Raw genomic sequence first — 20653 nt, 5'->3', positions numbered from 1 at the left:
ATACAATTCCTTTCCCTTACAAAATCTTACTCTATATAAAATGATAAAATAATATTGCTATATGTACAAGTGTAAGCTGAAAAGAAACCTTCTTGCCGGTGCAAGAAGGTTTCTTTTTAAGCTAATTTATTTCTGTATAGTGATACATGGAATACTGTCATTTGAATTAAATAAATCAAATATACAACATATAAAGGGTATGCCGGAATATATAAATTTGCTACAGGTGTAAATATTAATAATCCTAGTGCACAAGGTAATACAAACCATAATGATACAAATGTTGTTCGACATGCTCTATCTGTAATATCCTTCTCGCGTTCATCCTCTTGAGGAAATAATAAAGGATACAATCGCAATGATGATTTTTTATATTTCTTCTTCTGCAATCTTTTAAAAAATGCTAATAGGATAGCTACAATAAATATTAATGCAAATGGCACCCAACGTATCGTTATTTCAAATGGGAACTTTTCAGTTTTAATAATATCAGCAAACTGTATATAAAAATCATAAAACTCTACAAATGCCCAGCATGCCAATACACTGTAAAATAAATTTATGATATATGAAGCAACAATTCTATTCATCCTCTTCCCCCTCCTTATTTAAAACAAACACATCTTCCATCTTTAACTGGAACACATCACAAATCGTAAGCGCTAATAACAACGAAGGAACGTAATCCCCTTTTTCAATTGCAGCAATCGTCTGTCTTGTCACTCCAACTTTTTCTGCTAATACACTTTGCGTAAAATTAAAGCGAGCTCTTAATTCCTTTACTTTATTGCAAATGGTCAAATTTACCACCTCTCACCAACATTGTATGCTATCCTTAACAAAATGTAAACTCAACTTAACATTATTTTATAAAAAAATCCAACTTTACACATTGTAAAGTTGGATTACGTTTTAGTTTAAAATTGTAACTTTAACTGTTCTTCTACCCCAAGCATTTGCTGTAGCTGAATCTGGCATTAATAAATCAATTATATGTCCTTTTATTGCACTACCAGTATCTCCAGCAATCGCTGTTCCATATCCTTCTACATATACAGTAGAACCTAACGGTATAACAGCTGGATCTACAGCAATTAATTTCATGTTTGGATTTGCAGTTAAATCATGCCCTAACTTAGATTTTACAGTTTCACCCGCTTTATAGCCATTTTCAGATGGATCAGCTGTATAAGCAGTTGCTGTTACATAAAATTCTTTTCCACCTTGAGCTGGTTTCGTGTCAGGCTTAGACTCTGGTGCTGTACTTTTCGCTACAGGCTCTGCCGGCTTAGCTGCTTCTGCTTTCGCTTTCGCTAACTCTTCTTGCTCAGCCTTTGCAGCTGCTTCTGCTTTTGCACGCTCTTCTGCTGCAATTCTTGCTGCTTCTTGTTCACGAGCAATCGTTTCTTGTACTGCCTTCATGTTTGATTCAATTTTAGCTTTTTCTTCTGCTGCTAAATTGATTTGGTTTGCAATCTCGTTATATTTAGCTTGAACGTTTTGTAAGTTATCTTGACGTTTTTTCAAGTTATCTTGCAATTCCGCTTGTGCTTTTGCTAATTTTTGTTTGTCTACTACTAAAGACGCTTCCTTTTCGTCAATTGTTTTCTTATCTTCTTCAATTTGACGAAGATCTTGTTCTTGTAGACGTAAAATTTCTTTATCAGCTTCTAGAATAGTAGAAACTGCGTTCATACGTTGTAAGAAATCTGCAAAGTTTTTAGACTCTACAACAACTTCTACTACTAAACTTGTATTTGAACTGTTTTGAACAGAAACCATACGTTTTCTCATAATATCCTTACGAGCAAGGACTTTATCCTCTAAAACGACAATTTCTTGCTTTTTTTGTTCAATCTGCTTATGTGTTTCATCAATTTTACGTTGAATAGCAGCTTGATCCTCTTTATTTTTTGCAATTGTATTATTTAAATTATGTAGTTCGTTTTCAATACCTTGAATTTCTTTACTAACAGCTTGCTTCTCTTGCTCTTTCTTCTGCATATCTGCATCGCTTTGCTGCAATTGCTGTTGCATGTTATTAAGTTTCTCGTCGTTTGACTCTGCTTTAACAGCGACTGTACTAGAAAGACCGATAATTCCTGCTAATACTAGACTACTGATTCGCTTAAAATAGTTCATAATCCGACTCCCTTCTTATACAGTTATACATGATTTATTTTACAGTTTGTTTACAATACTATTAAATACAGTTTATTTTTCATGACGAAAAAAAGGGAATTATGAATAAAATGTAATAGATTCTTAAATATTTAACAATTTCTATATTTAAAAATTATAAAAGATGCTAAAATCCAAATATAGAGAAAATATAACTTCTAAAGGCGGTTGAAATAAATACATGTTTACTCAAAAAAAAGCACTCCAACATAAAATTGATCAATTAGAAAATCGTATAAAAGAATTAGAAGCAGAATTAAAACAAAAAGATATTGAAAAACAAGAAATGATTTCTTCTATCCATGACCGTGTGCAGAACGTTGTTCAAGAGCATCAACTTGTAAATAATCAGCACCATACACTCCAAAATTTAGTTCAACAATTAAACTCATGTTTTGAAAATGTTTCAACACGTACGACACATTCCAATGAATTAAATAGTGAAATGTTACAAAAAGAACAAAGCTTAATTCAGTCTATTGAAGAGATCATTGACTGCTCTAATGAAGGAAAAGAATCTGTTCACCGTTTACTCATTGTAATTAATAAATTAGGTGAACAATCTCAGCGCACTTCTAACAGTATGAATCATTTAAGCGAACGCTCAAAAGAAATCGAGCAAATTGTAGAAGTAATTCAAAACATTGCAGCACAAACAAATTTACTTGCGTTAAATGCAAGTATTGAAGCTGCACGTGCTGGAGAGCATGGTAAAGGGTTCGCTGTTGTTGCCAATGAAGTAAGAAAACTAGCGGAAAGTACAGCAGAAAGTACAAAAAACATCGGAAACTTAACGAAAAAAATTCAAGAAGAAATTGAAAAAGCCTACGATAACACAAAAGATAATCTACATTTAGTCGATGAAGGTGTAGAAATGAGTGCCGATACAAACGCTAGAATCGAAAATATTTTAATCATGATTCAAACGTTACAAAATGGTGCTACAAATGTTATTCAAGCGATTGAAAACCAAAAATCTTGTAATGATGATATATTACGAGAATTTGCAAATACACAAAAAATGTTCCAAAAATTAAATACTACTATTATGAACCATATTCATGATGCTGAAAAAGTCGATGTTCAATTGACTGAAGGTCTTCAAGAGACCGTAGTTTCTCATTAATAATAAAAATCCCTTATAACGCTATAAGGGATTTTTATTATATTTTGAATATTTATTCCTTTTCAATATTCATCCATATCTTTGTTATAATGGAAAAGTTGTTTCTTTATACTAATTAACAAGGAGGATGTTATGGAACAATTTTACTACATTTTAAAATATTTAATTCTCGGTCTGTTCCAAGGACTAACAGAACCAATTCCGATTTCTTCAAGTGGTCACCTCGTTTTAGCACAACATTTGCTAGGACTAAAAATAGAAGGATTTAGCTTTGAACTACTTGTTAATTCAGCTTCATTATTAGCTGTATTACTTATTTATAGAAATGATTTAATTCGTCTAACAAAGAATGGTCTATCTTATATATTTACAAGATCAAAAGAAGCAAAAGCAGATTTTTTCTTCATTATTTACCTTGTTATTGCAACCATTCCAGCAGGTGTAATTGGAGTTTTATTTAAAGATTATATCGATCAGTACTTAAAAGGTGTGAAAATGGTTGGGATTTCCCTTCTCATTACTGCTATCGGCCTTTGGGTTATTCGAAACTTGCGTGGACGTAAAAATGATGGCGATCTTTCTATGAAAGATGCAATCATTGTCGGTCTAGCACAAGCTTGCGCACTAATCCCTGGAATAAGCCGATCTGGTGCTACAATCGTAGCAGCGATGTTACTTGGTATGAAGCAAGAGACAGCTCTTCGCTTCTCATTCTTACTATATATTCCTGTTAGCTTAGGTGGTTTACTATTAAGTATTACAGACATTGCAAAGGATCCAAATCTAGATACATTATTCGTACCTTATATCGTTGCCTTTATTGCGACATTTATCATGACATATATTTCATTAAAATGGTTTATGAACATTATGGCAAAAGGAAATTTAAAATATTTCTCTTTCTATTGTATTATCGTAGGTGTACTTACTATTCTTTTCTTATAAAGTGAAAAAGACCCTCTTACCTTTTCTCATACAGTAAGAGGGCTTTCCTTATGCATAAACTTTCTTTTCTTGACAATACAAACGAATAACATGTTTATTTTGTTGAAATACATCATGTGTTAAGCGAATAATAATAAAGTTTCGTTTTGTTTGATCGTCATGAACAAAAATCTGTTCCCCCTCCTGAAAACGCCACGCACTTTCAAAAGTCGTAATATGATTCTCGCTTACAGAAAAAAGCTCATATTGCATCTCTTGTACCCTCTCTCAATTCATAAAATCACTATATCCTTATATTAAATTTATTGTAACTTAATTCCTTTGAAATTTGTAATTTTTTCTATTTCGAACTATTTTAACTTTGTTTTAGATTCTTTTTAGCGCTATAATGATAAACGAAATTTCATTGAAAGGAGCTTCATTTTGACTGCATATTTATTTCCAGTAAAAACAGCTTTTATTTTATTTCCTTTTTTAGCAATGTTTCTCTTAATTCCTTTTTTAATATTTAATTATCGAAAATATGGTTATTTAAATAAATGGCGCTCATTTATTTTATATTCACTACTACTCTATTTATTAAATGCCTATTTTCTTGTAATTTTACCTTTACCACAGACATATGACACATGTAGCCTACAACCGGCTAATACACAGCATATGCAACTCTCGCCATTTTATTTCGTGCAAGAAATTAGTAATCATACATCGGCAATTTTCACGAAACCAGCTACTTATTTCTATCTATTAAAGGAATCTGCATTTTTACAAGTCGCTTTTAACGTTTTACTAACCGTTCCATTCGGGATTTACTTACGCTATTATTTCCGACGTAGCTTCTTACAGACCATTTGTATTTCTTTTTGTCTTTCACTATTTTTTGAGCTAACACAAGTGACTGGACTATACGGTATATACAATTGTGCATATCGCTTATTTGATATCGATGATCTGTTTTTAAATACATTAGGTGGCGTAATTGGTTTTATCATTGCACCAATATTTACGTACTTTCTTCCGAAAACAAGTGAATTAGATAGTCATATTGATTTAGAAACGAAACCAGTCGGGTTCGTTCGTCGTCTCATCGCTATGCAAATTGATTGGCTCTTCTTATCTATCGTTGTGCCTGTCATTAAAAACAAAGGAAATTCTTTCTTCATTTCTAATATTCAATCTTATACCAATATATATGAACTCATTTTCATTACGTGTTCAATCTTTATTTATTTTATTATCATTCCATACTTTACGAATGGAAAAACAATTGGGAAAGCATTGCTTCGCATTTACGTGAAAGGAAAATCAGATCGTATTACAATAAAAGAATTATTCATTCGTTACGGTATATTCTATTTCATTTTAGGTGGAATCAATTATATTCTTTCTAGTAGCTCTATTTTAAATTATACAGAGCCTTTAGTATTACTTGTTATATTGTTATTCCAATTCGTAATTAACGGTCTATTTATTATTCATGTCTTATTACATGTATTTAGTCGTGATAAGTTACTATTTTACGAACGTATTAGTCAAACACGAAATGCAATTACACTTAAAAAAGCTGACAAATGATTATTTGTCAGCTTTTTTCATGCTCATGAATAATTTTTCTGCATAAGGATTTAAAAACATTTCGGTTTTATCTAGCGACTTCCTCACCTTTAAAAATGAATGAAATTCTGGATATATATCTTGTAATTGTTCATACGATAATGTATGCATTTTCCCCCAATGCGGGCGTCCTTCATACTTCAAAAAAATTTTCTCCACTTCACCAAAATAAGCAGCATACTTCATACCTTTATACATATGAACAGCAATATACGCTGAATCTCTTCCGTACGCTGGACTGAGCCATATATCATCACCTTTCACATAACGGCATTCAATTGGGAAATGCACCTTATACTTTTTCTTTCCAATAAGATTTGAAATCTCTTCTACAACAGTCCTCATATACTTTGAAGGAATACTATACTCCATTTCATAAAATGGTACCGTACGTGAGGTAGCAAATACTTCATAGCTTGGACCAGTTATTTTTGTGTTCGGTACAGCCTTAGCGGATAATCGACTTACTCCTTTACTTATAGAGGGAAACCATTTACACCCTTTAGATAACAAAGAGAACACTCTATTTTCAAGTAGCTCTACCTTTAGTTTATGCCATTTTAAATCATTTTCTTTACTCGTTGTTTCATTCGTAAATTTCACTTGCACTTCATCAGAATAAGGAAAAACGAAAAATTCAAAATGACGGTTCTTCTTATATTCTTCTAGTTTGTTCATTACAGTAGATAATGATTGTTTTTCACTTTCATAAACGAGCGAATATGCTGGAATAACCTTCAATTTTATCTTTACAATGATACCTAACATTCCAAGCGATAACTGAAATGCTTTCCAATATTCGACGTTTTCGGTTTCCGAACACACTATACTCTCACCTGTAGATAAAATTGTTGTAATTTCTATAACTTGTGTTGATAGACTCCCAAAAGTGACACCCGTTCCGTGTGTCCCTGTACTAATTGCCCCTGCAATAGATTGCGAATCAATATCCCCTAAATTTTCTTGTGCATAACCTTTTTCCTCAAGTAACTTCCCTAAATCATGTAACTTTGTTCCTGCCCACACTTCAACCGTCATCTTCTCTTCATCAATATTCGTAATACCCTTCAATTCATCTAAAGAAACTAAAATTTCTTCCGTTTGCACGAGGGGCGTAAACGAATGCCCTGAACCGACAACACGAATTTTCTTTCCTTTTTTTCTTGCAAGCCCCACAACCTCTACTACATCTTGCATACTTTCTGGATACATCGTATAATGCGGTGTTCCTTCTACATTCCCTGTCCAATTTCTCCATTTTTGCCCCTCTATAGAAAGCATTGGCCATCCCCCCGATATGTTGAATACTCCCCAACAATTTCCCCTTGTTTCACACGATACAAAATTGGAAAACGCTCACATATTTCCCCAGCTTTACTATGACGAAACAATATAGCATCTCCTATATCCACTCGTTCCTCACCTTTATAATGAACGGGAGTTTGTACCTCACCAACACCTTCTAAAGCTAATAGTTTTGCACCACCCGGCCTCCAAACCTCAGGCTCTTTATCTTTACCAACTGCACCTGAAGCAATATATCCACCACCTAGGCAAGTATAAATAAACGAGGCTGGTTTACGCACAACTGGTAAAGCAAATCCGACAGCCGGATGAAATTGTACTTCTTTATAATAATCAAACAGTTTTGGGGAATAAAAAGCAGAACCAATTGTAATCTCTGAAACTGAGTTATCTTGCTCAGTTGTTTTTATACTTCCTGTTCCTCCTCCATTTACAAACCTTAGTTTAATACCAAGATTTTGTATTTCTTTTATGATACGTCCTCTTCTTTCTTTAACTTCTAAAACTGATTTCTTCTTTAAATACGAAATTACTTTATTTTTCATCCATTGATTCGGTATATGGTCCCCTACCCCGGCAATTTGAGCTTCATATCCCATAACACCATCTAGCATTAAATATGATGACTCCTTCACCTTTTCTACTATTTTCAAAGCGCCCTGCACATTTTTTACTGGGGATCTTTGTACACCAAAATGAAATTGAAAAAACCGAATACTCATATCAATATCCAAACAAACTCGAAAACACCCACTAGACGCTTCAGCAATTTTCTCTAAATAAGTAATATGTTCCTCACAATCCATCATACATGTAATCATAAAACCTTGTTTTGTAAGCAAACTAATTTCATGTAAAGCTCGTTCATCATAGGCAGGATATCCTATTAATAAATCATTAAACCCTTGTTCAATTAAAAATAAAGCTTCTCTAGGTGAAAAACACATAATACCTTGAAACCGATTATTTACAGCTAAAATTCTTTTCATAATTGGAACGGAGCGTAATGATTTACTCGCTATACGAATCTTCTTATCTCCACTTAACTCTATAATCGATTGAATATTCTTCTCTAAAGCTACTTCATCTAAAAATGCGCACGGCAATGGAACCTCCTTAAAAATGTCTCGATCCACATTTTTCTCTCCTCTTCTATATATGTCTTATACATATTGGAAAGAAAGAATGATTTTCCTGTTTGCAAATAAAAAAAGTTTCTTCTTCACGAAGAAACTTTTTTTAGACTATTTCATAGAGATAGTCGCTTCTACTGGATAATGATCAGAGTAATCATTATACGTATATTTTTTGAACCATGATGTAACAGACCATTCTGGAGACTTTGGCTGTAAAACTTTATTCTCTATATACGATGGATTCGCATGATCCTTACTTGCAATAATATAATCTAAATACTCGGCAGGGCTATCGGGGAAATTGTATTTCGCAATACTGTTTGTCGTTGCATCCCAAGTTGCTGTATGTCCTGCATAAGATGGTACAGAAGCGTTCAATGTTTTAAACATAGATGCATACTCTGAATCACTCTTGTTCTCCGCATTTATTTTATTCACATTCATATCACCACCAATTAACACATACTCGTTATTTGGTATATTTTTATTTTTAATAAAATCTTGAATCTCTTTTAATTGGTTTGTACGTACAGATGCTGGTGATGTTTTTCCGCACATACTATCTTCAGCTTGTAAATGTGTCCCAATTACATGAACGAAGCGATCATTTTTCTTAATTTTTGTGTATACAAATCCTTTATTTGATAAGTTATCTGGCCCGCAGCCTTTTTCGAATACATATTGAATTTTTTCAACGATTGGCCATTTACTCACAATCGCAACGCCCCCATCTTCAGGAGTCGAAGATGAATAGTTACCTAATGTTTTATCCCATTCGTTTCCACTACTACGACCTAATATCGCCGTTTGATTTGGATATTCTTTCTTCAAATTTCCTAACAAACGATCTGAGGCACTATTATCAAACACTTCATTTAATATAACAACGTCCTGATTCTTTATATAATCTGCCGTTCCAATTAAATCAGCACGCTCACTTTGTCCCCAGTTCGGATATAAGTTTGTTGATAGCATGTACACATTATGCGTCATCACTTTTAAAGTATTATTTTGATTTGTAGGCGTTTCTGCTTGAACCGAAGATCCACCATATAAAGCTCCTAAACCAATCCCAAAGCTAAGTGCGCCTTTTAGCAATTTACTTTTCACGTTTCATACCTCCATATAGTGATAAAAAGGCCAAATACTCTATTCTGAGATTTGACCTTTTTCAAATACTTAACGATTTCCGTACGTATCAAACCAAAGTTGGATGTATCCAGCAGTAACACGTTGTGCATCCATTAATCGCTTACCTGTCATTGGTGTAACTTCAGCGCGCCATTTATCTGCATACTCTTGTGATACAGCTGCTTTCACGAACCAATCTTTCGTATTATCATTTACAATGCCAGAGTAATCTTGTTTCGCAACTACTGCCGCCCCATGAATCCAATCTTCTGGATTCGTACCTTTCCAATTCCAATATCCATTTCCATCCGTTACTTTATAATTATCTTTTATCGTATCTACAAAGTTTTCATATTTAGAATGGAACCCTTGTGGATACGAAAGATTTGTAAAGTTTGCCGCATGCATCGGTTGATTTACATCCCCTAAATAATGAAGAGATAATCCTAAATAGAAGAATGCTTGTTTCATATCTTTATTTTGGTATGACTCACCAGCTAATTTAAAATATTTAGCTCCAGTTTCCTTTGCCTGCTTTGCAAATGGAATATACGTTTTCCCATTATCAGGATCATAGAAGTGTGAAGCAAATGTGCTATTATCATAATAAGGATTTTCATAGTCAGCAGCATAAATACCGTTCTCTAACTCCGTACGCCATTCATTTAATAGTGCAACTCGATCTTGTTTTACAAGTGTTGTATTACGAGACATAATATCAATTGCACGGTTTACAATCCATAAATGAGAGTTTACGCCTTCTTTATGTTTATCTTCAGCAGACCAGCGCGGAATAACTCCTACTCTCTGTCCTCCATCGTTTTCATGAGCAAACGCAACACTTTGTAACGGAGCTACTAATGTAATAGCTGCTGCTAAAGCAAGTACTTTCTTTTTCATATAAAATCCTCCATTTTATAATTAAGATATTTTAAATATTTTGTTAGAATCCTATGATGTCGTCCGGTTAACCTATGACTAGAATATCCCACCTTTCATAAAATTTCTATCAATAAATTAAAATATGTAAATGTTCATATCATTATAACTTTATACATAGTGAATATAATAAATGCACTTACATTGTAATAAAGTATTGTTAAGCTATTGCAAATACTTGTCTAAACTAATGTAAAAAAGAGTAAAGCAATTACATGCTTTACTCTTTTTTTCTATTCGATAATATACTTGGTAGTTGCACATTAACTGCCAACTTATGAATAAATCCAAATACTAATCCGATTCCTATAAATATGTATAGTATCGTAAATATCTTTCCAAAATCAGTTTGAGGACTAAAATCTTTATCTCCTACAGTTGTCAATGTCACAACACTAAAATATAAAGCATCAAGGGTACGTAATCCCTCCACCGTGCTATAAAAGATTGTACCCGATATTAAAGTCAAAATTGTTAATACGAATAACACTTGAAATCCTTTATCTTTCCACGCTCGTAAGCAGGCTCTTAGCATACGTTTCAATGTTAAAAAAAACGAAAGCATCCAATTCCCCCTCCCAAACAAAAGTACATTTAGTCAAAGGAAAGTCTATCACCTTTCAGTATAGAAAAAAAGTAGCCCTCTTCTATTTCTAGAAAAGGGCTACTTTTTTCGATTCTCTATTATTTAGGTGAAACAAGAATTTTCACTTGTGTTTTATCTTTTACAAGCGCTTCAAATCCTTCTTCAACAACTTGATCCACTGTAATTTTTTTCGTAATTAATTTCTCTGCTTGAATTTGACCAGAGCTAATTAATTTAATAACAGCCGGGAAAATATGACGGTATCCAAGAATACCGATAACTTCTTTTTCTTTTAATACAAGGTTGTTCGGAGTAATTGTTGCATCTTTTTCCCACACACTAACAATTACAGTTTGTCCTTCGAAGCTTGTACTTTCAATTGCTTGACGTAGTACAACCTCAACACCTGTTACTTCAAAGCTAACATTTACGCCTAAACCGTTTGTTAAGTTACGAATTTCTGCTAATACATCTTGAGTAGCTGGATTTAATACGTAATCCGCACCTGCTAATTTCGCTAACTCTTGACGTTCTTTAGAAAGTTCAACTGCAATAACAGGAGTTGCTCCTGCTGCTTTTGCTGCTTGGATGACAAGAAGACCGATTGGACCACAACCAAATACCGCTACAGCTTCACCCTCTTTTAACTTACTTTGACGTACTGCATGAACTGCTACTGCTGCTGGTTCTACAAGTGCACCTTGTTCATACGTCATTTCATCTGGAATATGATGAACCATATCTTCTGGTACTACTGTATATTCAGAGAAACCACCGCCGTCTCCACCAAGACCGTGGAAAACAAGTTGTTCACAAACATTGTAATGTCCATGTTTACAAGCTTCACATTTACCACAAGAATAGATTGGTTCTACAACAACGCGGTCTCCCACTTTATGAGATGTAACTCCTTCACCAATTTCTACTACCTCACCACTAAACTCATGACCTAAAATAACTGGTGCTTTCACATGTGTTAATGGGTGCTCTTCTGTTGGAATAAAAATCGGCCCTGCTAAATATTCATGCAAGTCTGTCCCGCAGATACCACACCATTTAACTTTAATCTTAACTGCTCCTGGTCTTACAGCTGGTTCTGGTACTTCTTCTACTCGTACATCACGTTGATTATGCCAAAGTAATGCTTTCATTTTATACATCCCTCTCTATGTATATACTTAACTTGGTGAAGTTTACAAATCTATTATAGTACTTCTATCCATATATTTCAAAAAAACAATCTCATTTTCACCAATTTTTAACAAATAACGTTCAATATTTTGTCACTTTGTACTTTTTTCCACATCTGTTAATTCAATTTCATTGCAGTTGAAATTAGCATTATGCCATAATAGCATAGGAGAGGTGAATATCGCTTGAAATATTTTATTTACTTTATTGTTATCGTAGCGTTTTTAGATACATTTTCACAATTACCTATTATGAGTACTTACGCTCAAAGCCTTGGCGGAACTCCTCTTATTATCGGGCTAGTTGTTGGTATGTACTCATTTGCTAATATGATTGGTAATATTATTGCCGGAGCTGCTGTCGATAAATTTGGTGCAAAAAAAATACTTTATATAAGCATGGGAATTACGAGTTTCATAGTCTTGTTATACACCGTTGTTCAAAGTGGTGAACAACTATTAGTTGTGCGCTTTATGCACGGTTTTAGTGACGGATTTTTAATCCCTGCCGCCTTTACGTTTTTATCAAAGCAAACGAAGTCAGCACGACAAGGAAAAGCTATGGCTCTATCTGGTGCTGCTGTTGGAACAGCAGCAATCGTAGGACCTGCTTTCAGTGGCATTATGAAAGCAACGGCTGGCATAGAGTGGGTTTTCATTACCATTTCTATTTTAATGGTTCTTGGTACAATCGTATCTCTATTCCTCTTACCAAATAACGTATCAAGGAAAGATACATCAAGAACTCAAATGATGAACAAAGAAGATATGATTGAACTATTAAAATCAGAGCCGTTATTACAAGCATATATTGGTGCTTTTACACTCATGTTTTCGCAAGGAATTGTCACTTATATGCTACCAGTGAAAGTTGAGGCGTTAGCACTTAAAGCATCTACAACAGGCATGATGTTAAGTGTGTTCGGAATTACCGCTATCCTCTTCTTCTTACTTCCAACAAATCTTATTTACGATCGATTTAATCGATCAAAACTAATGCTAATCGGGATTACAGTAATGGCATTCGCATTATGTTTACTCGGATTATTTGCAACAAAAGGTATGCTCTTCATCGTGATGATGATTTATGGAATTGGGTTTGCTATTCTCTTCCCATCAATTAATGCCTTGCTTGTTGAAAATACGACGGATAATAATCGTGGGAAAGCATTCGGATTATTTTATGCATTCTTCTCATTAGGAGTTGTTGCTGGTTCCTTTGCAGTTGGAGCAATCGGTGCATCACCTAGCGCCAGCTTCATTATCGGAACTGCGTTCTTATTAACATTTGCCGGAATGATTTATGTACGAAGCAAAGTAAAAAAGACAATGATGGGTTAATTCCATCATTGTCTTTTTTTCAAATGCATATTGATATAACCCGTAATATAATAGCAGAGTTGGAATAATGCCAATTAATTTAAATACCGAGGATACTTCGACAATTTCCCCGGAAATATTTCCTTTCCCCACATAATTTGATACACTACACATGAATAAACAGTTGTATTACACGAGCTAAAATAATAACTTACTGTACAAATAAAAAAAGCACATTCTTCATATGAAGAATGTGCTTTTTTATTATTAACGTCTAATCCAAACAGCACCTGCCGACTTATCCTCTGCTTGTCCAACAACTTGGAATTTAAGTCCAAGGTTTGGAACTTTTCGTCCCGCGTCAGCAATTTGTTTATTACTGTATACTTTTGAATCATCAAACGTTGTAACACCCTGTAATCCAGTATAATTAAACTGTCCACGTGTTAACGAATTTACACTCCATACTGGCGTTTGATCAAATGAAAATGCAGCGTCTGCAATTTGCATGCCAGTATTACCGTACGCTGGTTTCCCGTTTAAATTACCAACAAGTGCTTCTGGATGAGAGTCTACAACACCAAGGAATCCTTCGCCTGGATGCACCCCAACCCAGTTATCTTTGAAGCTATCATCTGCATACCAAACGACAAGGCCTGTATTATACACCGGACCTCTTCCCGCTTTTAATCCATTATCTGACCCAGCATAGTTTCTCCACTCTAAATAATAATAATGAGGTTTCGTTTCTGTCCCATCAGAGACAGCGAATCCAGTTAACTTCATTTTAGACTGTCCTTCTGCATCGTCAGAAAATACTACTTGTCCATCAACTGTTACATTTACATTATCCATTGCAAAACCTTTATATGTTAAAGCCGGATCTGTAATATAGTCGAATTGTAGTTTCACTTTCTTTCCTTTAAATTGACTTAAATCATATGATTTATCAATCCATTTTCCATCTGTTGTATCTTTATCTCCTTGAACTACTTTTTCTCCAAGTCTATCAATTAATATTTTCGTCCCATCTTCCGTTACAGCATGCACTTCGATGAAATCACACTCTGCTTCTAATTCATAATTTGCTTTATAATCGAATTTTGCATTTGTTCCTTTTGTTAAATCAAAGAACGGTGTTTCTAATGTTGTATGCATATCATCGCCTCTTGTACTATAATATGCATGCTCTCCAAACTCAGGCTTAATCGTTTCAACACTCTTACCTGGTAAGTTCACACGTACAACACCTGGACGATTTGATTTCGTAACACTTTGATCAATATATGTAGGAACACCTACACCACGCTTAATTTTATCGTAATCTACTTCTAATATTTTTGCCCAGTTGCCACCCATATTCTTTTGTAAAAAGTCTTTATTTTGTGGTGAAAAACTAGTCGGCTCTGTTCCTGCAATTTTCCCTGTCCAACTACCTCCACTCATTAATGACCAAGCTTCAACAGGTGAGCCAGTTCCAGTATATTTCGTATCATATTCATCCGGTAAACCAAGGTCATGTCCAAATTCATGTGCAAACACACCTACTGCTCCATCTTCTGGTTCAATTGTGTAATCATGCGCTGCTACTTTTCCACCCCAATAATCTACCTTTGATTTTGTACCTTCAATCGCTACTGGATCTGTTGCTAATTTTGAACGATGTGACCAGATTGCATCATCACCTAATTTACCGCCACCAGCTTCTTGGCCAACACCAGCATGGATTACCATTAAATGATCAATTACACCGTCAGGTTCATTTTGATTCCCATCGCCATTTGTATCATATCTATCGAATTGATCAAACTGAGATAAATCTAACCCTTTCTCAGCAGCTGCATGTAAAGCTTCCTTCACTAAATCACGTGCACCTTTTGGCCCTTTATTATCGTGACCACTGCTACCATCCGCTCCATAATCAGATGCTTTTCCTGGAACAGTTAACCACTCTGTTACATATCCGTCAGTCGTATAACTGCCGCCAGACTGTTCTTCATAGTATTGTTTAAACGTTTTTACTTTTGAACCATCAAATAATGTATAAGGCTCATTACCGAACAACATCTTTTGATAATGTTCTCTACTAAAGTCTTTCGAATACATGTACCCTGATGTTTGCTCAATATTATTATGTTTATAATCACTAAATTCAACAAGTAACACTAATACTTTATCAGATCGAACAGATCCCTTATACGGAGCTTGCTTTGCCTTGGAAGTCGGAACTTGTCCATTCAATTGCTTTTTATTTGGTTCCGGCTTTTGCTCAGGGCTAACATTTTTTTCGACTTTCTTCACATTCTCCTTTTCTTCCATTTTTTTCTCTTTTACTTTTTTCACGAAATCAGATGCTTCTTGTGTATGATCATCTGGAAGAATTTCTTTATTTGCTTGATCCCCTTTTTTCTTTTCAATATATTGCTCTACAGCTTTTTTCGTCTCTTCTTTAGAAGATGCTGGATTAATTGTTCCTCTTTCTTTCAGCGCTTCCGCTAAACGATCTTCTTGAATTAAATTGTAATCAATTGGTGTTGTAGACACATTATCTTTCTCTTTCGCTGGCGTTTCTGCGTATGCTAACGGAGCACTCATTACAGATGTACATCCTATAATTGCCGCAATTGCTAATGATGACAACACTTTAAATGGAGCTTTTCTTTTCATCCTATGTCTCTCCTTTTATAAAACTTAAAATTCAGATAAATAAGTGCATTTAAATCGAAATCCCTGCTTTCTGCCCTCCCTATATAAAGTGAAACTTTAATCAGTGGGGGTTTGTCCATCCCCACTGATTATTAGTTGAACCAATCGGGCATTAACGGGCAGTTGATCTCTCACCTAGCTTCTTTGCTCCAGCTGAATTTTGAGGTGGGAGTCTTACTGCCCGTTAATGCGGGATAAAAAGGCATAATTCTATAAACGTTAAGCCTTCTGTTATAGAATCATGCCCTCCAGTTTTCTGGTCAGACCCTCTATCTTTTATATCGAAATATGAAAAATAAAGAGTGATTTGTATATATTAAATAGCTTATATTAAAAATTTAAAAGATAATATGCAAAATTGCATGAAAATTCTTTTAAATAAAAAAAGAACCCTAGTCAATTAAACTAGGATTCTCGATTTCATATTATTTCTCTTGTGTTTTTTCCCAATCAGCTAAGAATTTCTCAATTCCTTGATCTGTTAATGGGTGCTTCACTAATGAAGCAATTACGTTTGCTGGGATTGTTGCAATATGTGCACCATTTAATGCTGCGTCAGTTACGTGAACGCTGTGACGTACAGATGCTGCAATGATTTCTGTTTCAATGCCGTGAATTGCAAAGATTTCTGCGATTTGGCGAATTAAGTCCATACCGTTATGACCGATATCATCTAGGCGACCTAAGAATGGTGAAACATATGTCGCACCAGCGCGAGCTGCAAGTAATGCTTGAACTGCTGAGAATACTAACGTAACGTTCGTACGAATTCCTAAGTCAGAGAATGCTTTTACTGCTTTTAAACCTTCTGTTGTCATTGGAACTTTTACAACAACGTTTGGAGCAATTTTCGCTAATTCTTTTCCTTCTTCGATCATTTTATCAGCTTCTAAGCTAATTACTTCTGCACTTACAGGACCTTCTACAACGCTGCAAATTTCACGAATACGCTCGTGGAAATCTACGCCTTCTTTTGCTACAAGTGATGGATTTGTCGTTACTCCAGCTAATACGCCTAGTGCATTTGCCTCTTTAATTTCGTTAATGTTTGCTGTATCAATAAAGAATTTCATTTGTTATTCTTCCTTCCTAATTTTCATTTTATATTTATTTATTTTTCTTAATAAGCTCTAATTCAATCGGAATAAATTTGTCCACTTTTTTACCTTGATTAATCTCTTTTGCTGTCTCCATCGCCTTCTCTCCGATTAATTCCGGTTTTTGAGCGACTGTTGCTGCCATACGCCCATCTTTAACCGCTTTTACAGCATCGTCTGTTGCATCAAATCCAACAACTACTACATCTGTTTTTCCAGCAGATTTTAATGCCTCAAGTGCACCTAATGCCATTTCATCGTTATGAGCAAATACTGCTTTTATATCGCTATTTGCTTGCAAAATATTTTCCATAACAGATAACCCTTTTGCACGATCAAAATCAGCTGCTTGTTTTGCTACTACTTTTAAAGACTTATCAGCTACGTTATGGAATCCTTTCCCACGCTCACGAGCAGCAGAGGATCCAGGGATTCCTTCTAACTCAGCAACGTTTGCTCCTTCACCAACTAATTCACGAATGTAATCACTAGCCATTTGACCACCTTCGATATTGTTAGAAGCGATGTGAGAAACAACTTTACCTGAATTCGCAACTCGGTCTACTGTAATAACAGGAACATTCGCTGCATTTGCCGCACTTACTGCTGAAGCAACAGCATCTGAATCGGTTGGATTAATAACAACTATATCGACACCTTTTTGAATTAAATCTTCAACATCGTTTGTTTGCTTTGCGGCATCATTTTGCGCATCAACAGCAATTAATTCAATGCCGTTATCTTTCGCTTTCTTTTCTGCACCTTTTTTCAAAGTCACGAAAAATGGATTATTTAAAGTTGAAACAGAGAATCCAACTTTAATAGTTTTATTTCGACCTTTATCGCTAGAATCCTTTGCCCATTCTGGCGGTTCCATTGAACAACCAGCAGTAATGACCATAATACATGCAACGAGTATAAGTAACCATTTCTTCATGAACTATCCCTCCATTACGCTTCTTTTCGACGATCAATTAATACAGCTAGTAAGATTACAAGTCCTTTTACAACTTGTTGGAAGAAAGAAGATACACCTAATAAATTTAAACCGTTATTTAGTACACCGATAATAAGTACACCGATGAATGTACCAACAATCCATCCTCTTCCTCCAGAAAGACTTGTTCCTCCTAATACAACTGCTGCAATTGCATCTAATTCGTAAGAAGTACCTGCAGTCGGCTGTGCAGAATCTAGTCGTGATGTTAAGACAATACCTGCAAGCGCTGCCAAAATTCCGGAAAGACCGTAAATCATTACTTTAATTCTCGTAACATTAATACCTGATAGTGCTGCTGCTTCTTCATTCCCACCAATTGCAAATGTACGGCGACCAAATGTTGTTTTCTTCAAAATGAAGTACAGTACTGCGAAAGCGATCATCATTGTAACAGCTGGTACCGGAATACCAAGAAAATAACCGCGGCCAAACATTTGGAACATTAAATGATCACCAAGACCAGTGATCGGACGTCCGTCCATATAAACAAGCGTCAACCCACGAAAAATAGTCATTGTTGCTAAAGTCGCAATAAATGGAGCTACTTTTCCTTTCGCAATGATGATACCGTTTACAATCCCCATTACAAGACCAGCAAGTAGTCCAACTGCCATTGCAAGGAACGGGTCCATGCCACTTGCCATCATTCCAGCAACAAGTGCACTTGATAATGCTAAAATAGAACCTACCGATAAGTCAATACCCCCTGTTAAAATTACAAAGGTCATTCCGAATGCAATAAGCGCATTAATCGATACTTGACGCAGTATATTAAATAAATTTGGAATTTCAATAAACGCTGGATTTAAAGCTGTAATTACGACGATAATTAATACTAAACCGATTAAAGAACCGAGTTGTTGCAGTACATTCCCCTTCTTAGCCATCCTTACTCTCCCCCTGTAGCTAGTGCCATAATGGACTCTTGTGACGCCTCATCTTTCTCTAAAATGCCGCCGACTTTTCCTTCATGAATGACAAGAACTCTATCACTCATTCCTAAAACTTCTGGAAGCTCAGATGATACCATAATAACGGCATCTCCTTGCACAGTAAGCTTATTCATAATAGAGTAAATTTCTTTTTTTGCTCCTACATCGACACCTCTCGTTGGCTCATCTAAAATGAGTAACTGCGGATGAATGCCTAGCCATTTTGCGATTACAATCTTTTGCTGATTTCCACCAGAAAGAGATTTCACCGCTTGCTCTCCACTAGATGCTTTCACATTAAGAAGTTTCATCATGTCCTCTGTAAACTGTTGTTCTAGTTCGTTATTCAAGACACTTCCCTTTGAAAGACTTTCTAAATTCGGTAACGCTAAATTTTCTCGAATTGAGAAATCTAACACTAGCCCTTCAGATTTTCTATCTTCTGTAATGAAAGCAATTCTTTGTCTAATTGCATCTATCGGACTATCAATCTTTACTTCTTGTCCATTTATAAAAATTTGTCCAGAGTCTAAAGGTTCATATCCGAATATCGCTTTCATAATATCCGTACGACCAGCTCCCATCAAGCCAGCAACACCAAGGATTTCACCTTTTCTAACTTGAAACGAAACATTTTCAAATTTCCCTTTTTTCGTTCCGTTACGCATCTCAAAAATGACATCACCAATTTGACTATTTCGCTCTGGGTAACGTTCACCAATGCTGCGTCCCACCATCATACTCACTACTTCATCAAATGATGTTTCTGGAATTAACCTCTTACCTACATATTCACCATCACGTAAAATCGTAATGGCATCACATATTGAGAATATTTCTTCCATGCGGTGCGAAATGTAAACGAATGAAACCCCCTCTTTACGTAACTTATTTATAACTGTAAAGAGCGTTTCAATCTCACGATCCGTCAGTGCCGCAGTTGGTTCATCCATAATAATAACGCTCGCGTTTGTCATTAACGCTTTCGCAATTTCGATAATTTGCTGTTGTCCAACCGATAATTCTCCTGCTAACATAGCACCTTTTACATGCAATCCTAACCCCGCTAATTGCTGCTGCGCAATTGCGTTCATTTGACGAGTGCGTAAAATACCTGTTTTCCCATACATTAATTCTTTACCGAGAAACATATTTTCAGCTACCGTTAAATTCGGCAATATGTTCAGTTCTTGATGTATAAATGCAATACCATACTCTTCAGCTTCTTTCGCATTTTTAAAAGTACGTTCTTGCCCATCAATCGTGACTGTTCCACCATCTTCTGTATATACACCTGTTAAAATCTTCATGAGCGTCGATTTGCCCGCTCCATTTTCCCCCATCAATGCATGGACTTCTCCTGTTTCAATCATAAACTGTGCATTCTTCAAAACAGAATTACCATTGAACGCCTTTGAAATGTTTTTCATTTCAATACGCATCCT

The 20653-nt window shown here is 35.2% G+C and carries 19 protein-coding genes; 4 read left to right on the top strand and 15 right to left on the bottom strand.

Annotated features, from left to right (window positions below):
- Positions 1-116: 116 nt before the first annotated feature.
- The 3 genes from ACQKNR_RS21725 to ACQKNR_RS21715 all read right to left on the bottom strand — a co-directional run bounded on the left by ACQKNR_RS21725 (position 117) and on the right by ACQKNR_RS21715 (position 2142).
- A complete protein-coding gene (locus ACQKNR_RS21725; protein ID WP_427320481.1) occupies positions 117-590 on the bottom strand; it encodes an RNA polymerase in 474 nt (157 codons plus the stop codon).
- On the bottom strand, positions 583-810 hold the full coding sequence (locus tag ACQKNR_RS21720) for a helix-turn-helix transcriptional regulator (RefSeq protein WP_078176732.1): 228 nt from the start codon (positions 808-810) through the stop codon (positions 583-585). Before ACQKNR_RS21720 ends, ACQKNR_RS21725 begins: the two co-directional genes overlap by 8 nt.
- A gap of 102 nt (positions 811-912) precedes the next feature.
- Positions 913-2142 carry a 3D domain-containing protein gene (locus ACQKNR_RS21715; RefSeq protein ID WP_427320479.1) on the bottom strand — a complete coding sequence of 410 codons (1230 nt, stop codon included), beginning with the start codon at positions 2140-2142 and terminating at the stop codon, positions 913-915.
- Between the two features lie 220 nt (positions 2143-2362).
- On the opposite strand from ACQKNR_RS21715, the gene ACQKNR_RS21710 reads away from it, so the two are divergent.
- Positions 2363-3307 (top strand): methyl-accepting chemotaxis protein, encoded by a 945-nt coding sequence (locus ACQKNR_RS21710; protein ID WP_427320477.1) that lies wholly within the window; start codon positions 2363-2365, stop codon positions 3305-3307.
- Positions 3308-3439: 132 nt separating this feature from the next.
- The gene (locus tag ACQKNR_RS21705) at positions 3440-4252 is read left to right on the top strand and encodes an undecaprenyl-diphosphate phosphatase (protein WP_427320475.1); all 813 of its coding nucleotides are present in this window, start codon (positions 3440-3442) and stop codon (positions 4250-4252) included.
- A 48-nt stretch (positions 4253-4300) separates the two neighbouring features.
- Here the strand turns inward: ACQKNR_RS21705 and ACQKNR_RS21700 are convergent, their stop codons facing one another.
- The gene (locus ACQKNR_RS21700) at positions 4301-4504 is read right to left on the bottom strand and encodes a hypothetical protein (RefSeq protein ID WP_427320473.1); all 204 of its coding nucleotides are present in this window, start codon (positions 4502-4504) and stop codon (positions 4301-4303) included.
- Positions 4505-4675: 171 nt separating this feature from the next.
- Here ACQKNR_RS21700 and ACQKNR_RS21695 point away from each other — a divergent pair, with 171 nt between their 5' ends.
- The gene (locus tag ACQKNR_RS21695) at positions 4676-5827 is read left to right on the top strand and encodes a VanZ family protein (RefSeq protein WP_427320471.1); all 1152 of its coding nucleotides are present in this window, start codon (positions 4676-4678) and stop codon (positions 5825-5827) included.
- Here ACQKNR_RS21695 and ACQKNR_RS21690 read toward each other — a convergent pair whose 3' ends face one another.
- The 6 genes from ACQKNR_RS21690 to bdhA all read right to left on the bottom strand — a co-directional run bounded on the left by ACQKNR_RS21690 (position 5828) and on the right by bdhA (position 12114).
- On the bottom strand, positions 5828-7147 hold the full coding sequence (locus ACQKNR_RS21690) for a D-arabinono-1,4-lactone oxidase (RefSeq protein ID WP_427320469.1): 1320 nt from the start codon (positions 7145-7147) through the stop codon (positions 5828-5830).
- Entirely contained in the window at positions 7135-8307 is a 1173-nt protein-coding gene (locus ACQKNR_RS21685) for an amino acid deaminase/aldolase (protein WP_427320467.1), read from the bottom strand. Before ACQKNR_RS21685 ends, ACQKNR_RS21690 begins: the two co-directional genes overlap by 13 nt.
- 108 nt (positions 8308-8415) lie before the next feature.
- Complete coding sequence (gene sph, locus ACQKNR_RS21680) at positions 8416-9417, bottom strand: sphingomyelinase C (protein ID WP_427320465.1); 1002 nt, start codon at positions 9415-9417, stop codon at positions 8416-8418.
- Positions 9418-9486: 69 nt separating this feature from the next.
- Entirely contained in the window at positions 9487-10338 is an 852-nt protein-coding gene (cerA, locus tag ACQKNR_RS21675; RefSeq protein ID WP_427320463.1) for a phospholipase CerA, read from the bottom strand.
- A 259-nt stretch (positions 10339-10597) separates the two neighbouring features.
- A complete protein-coding gene (locus ACQKNR_RS21670) occupies positions 10598-10942 on the bottom strand; it encodes a potassium channel family protein (RefSeq protein WP_427320461.1) in 345 nt (114 codons plus the stop codon).
- Between the two features lie 119 nt (positions 10943-11061).
- Positions 11062-12114, bottom strand: coding sequence for a (R,R)-butanediol dehydrogenase (gene bdhA, locus ACQKNR_RS21665; RefSeq protein ID WP_427320459.1), 1053 nt, complete (start codon positions 12112-12114; stop codon positions 11062-11064).
- 225 nt (positions 12115-12339) lie between these two features.
- Between bdhA and ACQKNR_RS21660 the strand changes: the two genes are divergently transcribed.
- Positions 12340-13494, top strand: a complete 1155-nt coding sequence (locus ACQKNR_RS21660; protein WP_427320457.1) for an MFS transporter — start codon at positions 12340-12342, stop codon at positions 13492-13494.
- A 246-nt stretch (positions 13495-13740) separates the two neighbouring features.
- On the opposite strand, the gene inhA2 is transcribed toward ACQKNR_RS21660, so the two are convergent.
- The 5 genes from inhA2 to rbsA form a co-directional block, all read right to left on the bottom strand.
- Positions 13741-16140, bottom strand: a complete 2400-nt coding sequence (gene inhA2 / locus ACQKNR_RS21655; protein WP_427320455.1) for a M6 family metalloprotease immune inhibitor InhA2 — start codon at positions 16138-16140, stop codon at positions 13741-13743.
- 464 nt (positions 16141-16604) lie between these two features.
- Positions 16605-17252 (bottom strand): fructose-6-phosphate aldolase, encoded by a 648-nt coding sequence (fsa, locus tag ACQKNR_RS21650; protein ID WP_000667664.1) that lies wholly within the window; start codon positions 17250-17252, stop codon positions 16605-16607.
- 34 nt (positions 17253-17286) lie between these two features.
- A complete protein-coding gene (gene rbsB / locus ACQKNR_RS21645; RefSeq protein ID WP_427320453.1) occupies positions 17287-18213 on the bottom strand; it encodes a ribose ABC transporter substrate-binding protein RbsB in 927 nt (308 codons plus the stop codon).
- 14 nt (positions 18214-18227) lie between these two features.
- Positions 18228-19163, bottom strand: a complete 936-nt coding sequence (locus tag ACQKNR_RS21640; protein ID WP_001074641.1) for an ABC transporter permease subunit — start codon at positions 19161-19163, stop codon at positions 18228-18230.
- A gap of 2 nt (positions 19164-19165) precedes the next feature.
- Positions 19166-20650, bottom strand: coding sequence for a ribose ABC transporter ATP-binding protein RbsA (rbsA, locus tag ACQKNR_RS21635; protein WP_427320451.1), 1485 nt, complete (start codon positions 20648-20650; stop codon positions 19166-19168).
- Positions 20651-20653: the final 3 nt, after the last annotated feature.

The organism is Bacillus sp. NPDC094077 (genome assembly GCF_050279465.1).
In the GTDB taxonomy this organism is placed as follows: Bacteria; Bacillota; Bacilli; order Bacillales; family Bacillaceae_G; genus Bacillus_A.
Note: the sequence above shows the minus strand (reverse complement) of the source record. Positions and strands in the feature narration are given on the sequence as shown.

Bases quoted from the DNA above. Each gene is read 5' to 3' on its own strand.
- rbsB (WP_427320453.1), bottom strand. From the start codon at position 18,213: ATGAAGAAATGGTTACTTATACTCGTTGCATGTATTATGGTCATTACT.
- ACQKNR_RS21700 (WP_427320473.1), bottom strand. From the start codon at position 4,504: ATGCAATATGAGCTTTTTTCTGTAAGCGAGAATCATATTACGACTTTT.
- ACQKNR_RS21715 (WP_427320479.1), bottom strand. From the start codon at position 2,142: ATGAACTATTTTAAGCGAATCAGTAGTCTAGTATTAGCAGGAATTATC.
- ACQKNR_RS21640 (WP_001074641.1), bottom strand. From the start codon at position 19,163: ATGGCTAAGAAGGGGAATGTACTGCAACAACTCGGTTCTTTAATCGGT.
- inhA2 (WP_427320455.1), bottom strand. From the start codon at position 16,140: ATGAAAAGAAAAGCTCCATTTAAAGTGTTGTCATCATTAGCAATTGCG.
- ACQKNR_RS21725 (WP_427320481.1), bottom strand. From the start codon at position 590: ATGAATAGAATTGTTGCTTCATATATCATAAATTTATTTTACAGTGTA.
- cerA (WP_427320463.1), bottom strand. From the start codon at position 10,338: ATGAAAAAGAAAGTACTTGCTTTAGCAGCAGCTATTACATTAGTAGCT.
- fsa (WP_000667664.1), bottom strand. From the start codon at position 17,252: ATGAAATTCTTTATTGATACAGCAAACATTAACGAAATTAAAGAGGCA.
- ACQKNR_RS21670 (WP_427320461.1), bottom strand. From the start codon at position 10,942: ATGCTTTCGTTTTTTTTAACATTGAAACGTATGCTAAGAGCCTGCTTA.
- ACQKNR_RS21710 (WP_427320477.1), top strand. From the start codon at position 2,363: ATGTTTACTCAAAAAAAAGCACTCCAACATAAAATTGATCAATTAGAA.
- ACQKNR_RS21690 (WP_427320469.1), bottom strand. From the start codon at position 7,147: ATGCTTTCTATAGAGGGGCAAAAATGGAGAAATTGGACAGGGAATGTA.
- bdhA (WP_427320459.1), bottom strand. From the start codon at position 12,114: ATGAAAGCATTACTTTGGCATAATCAACGTGATGTACGAGTAGAAGAA.
- rbsA (WP_427320451.1), bottom strand. From the start codon at position 20,650: ATGCGTATTGAAATGAAAAACATTTCAAAGGCGTTCAATGGTAATTCT.
- ACQKNR_RS21705 (WP_427320475.1), top strand. From the start codon at position 3,440: ATGGAACAATTTTACTACATTTTAAAATATTTAATTCTCGGTCTGTTC.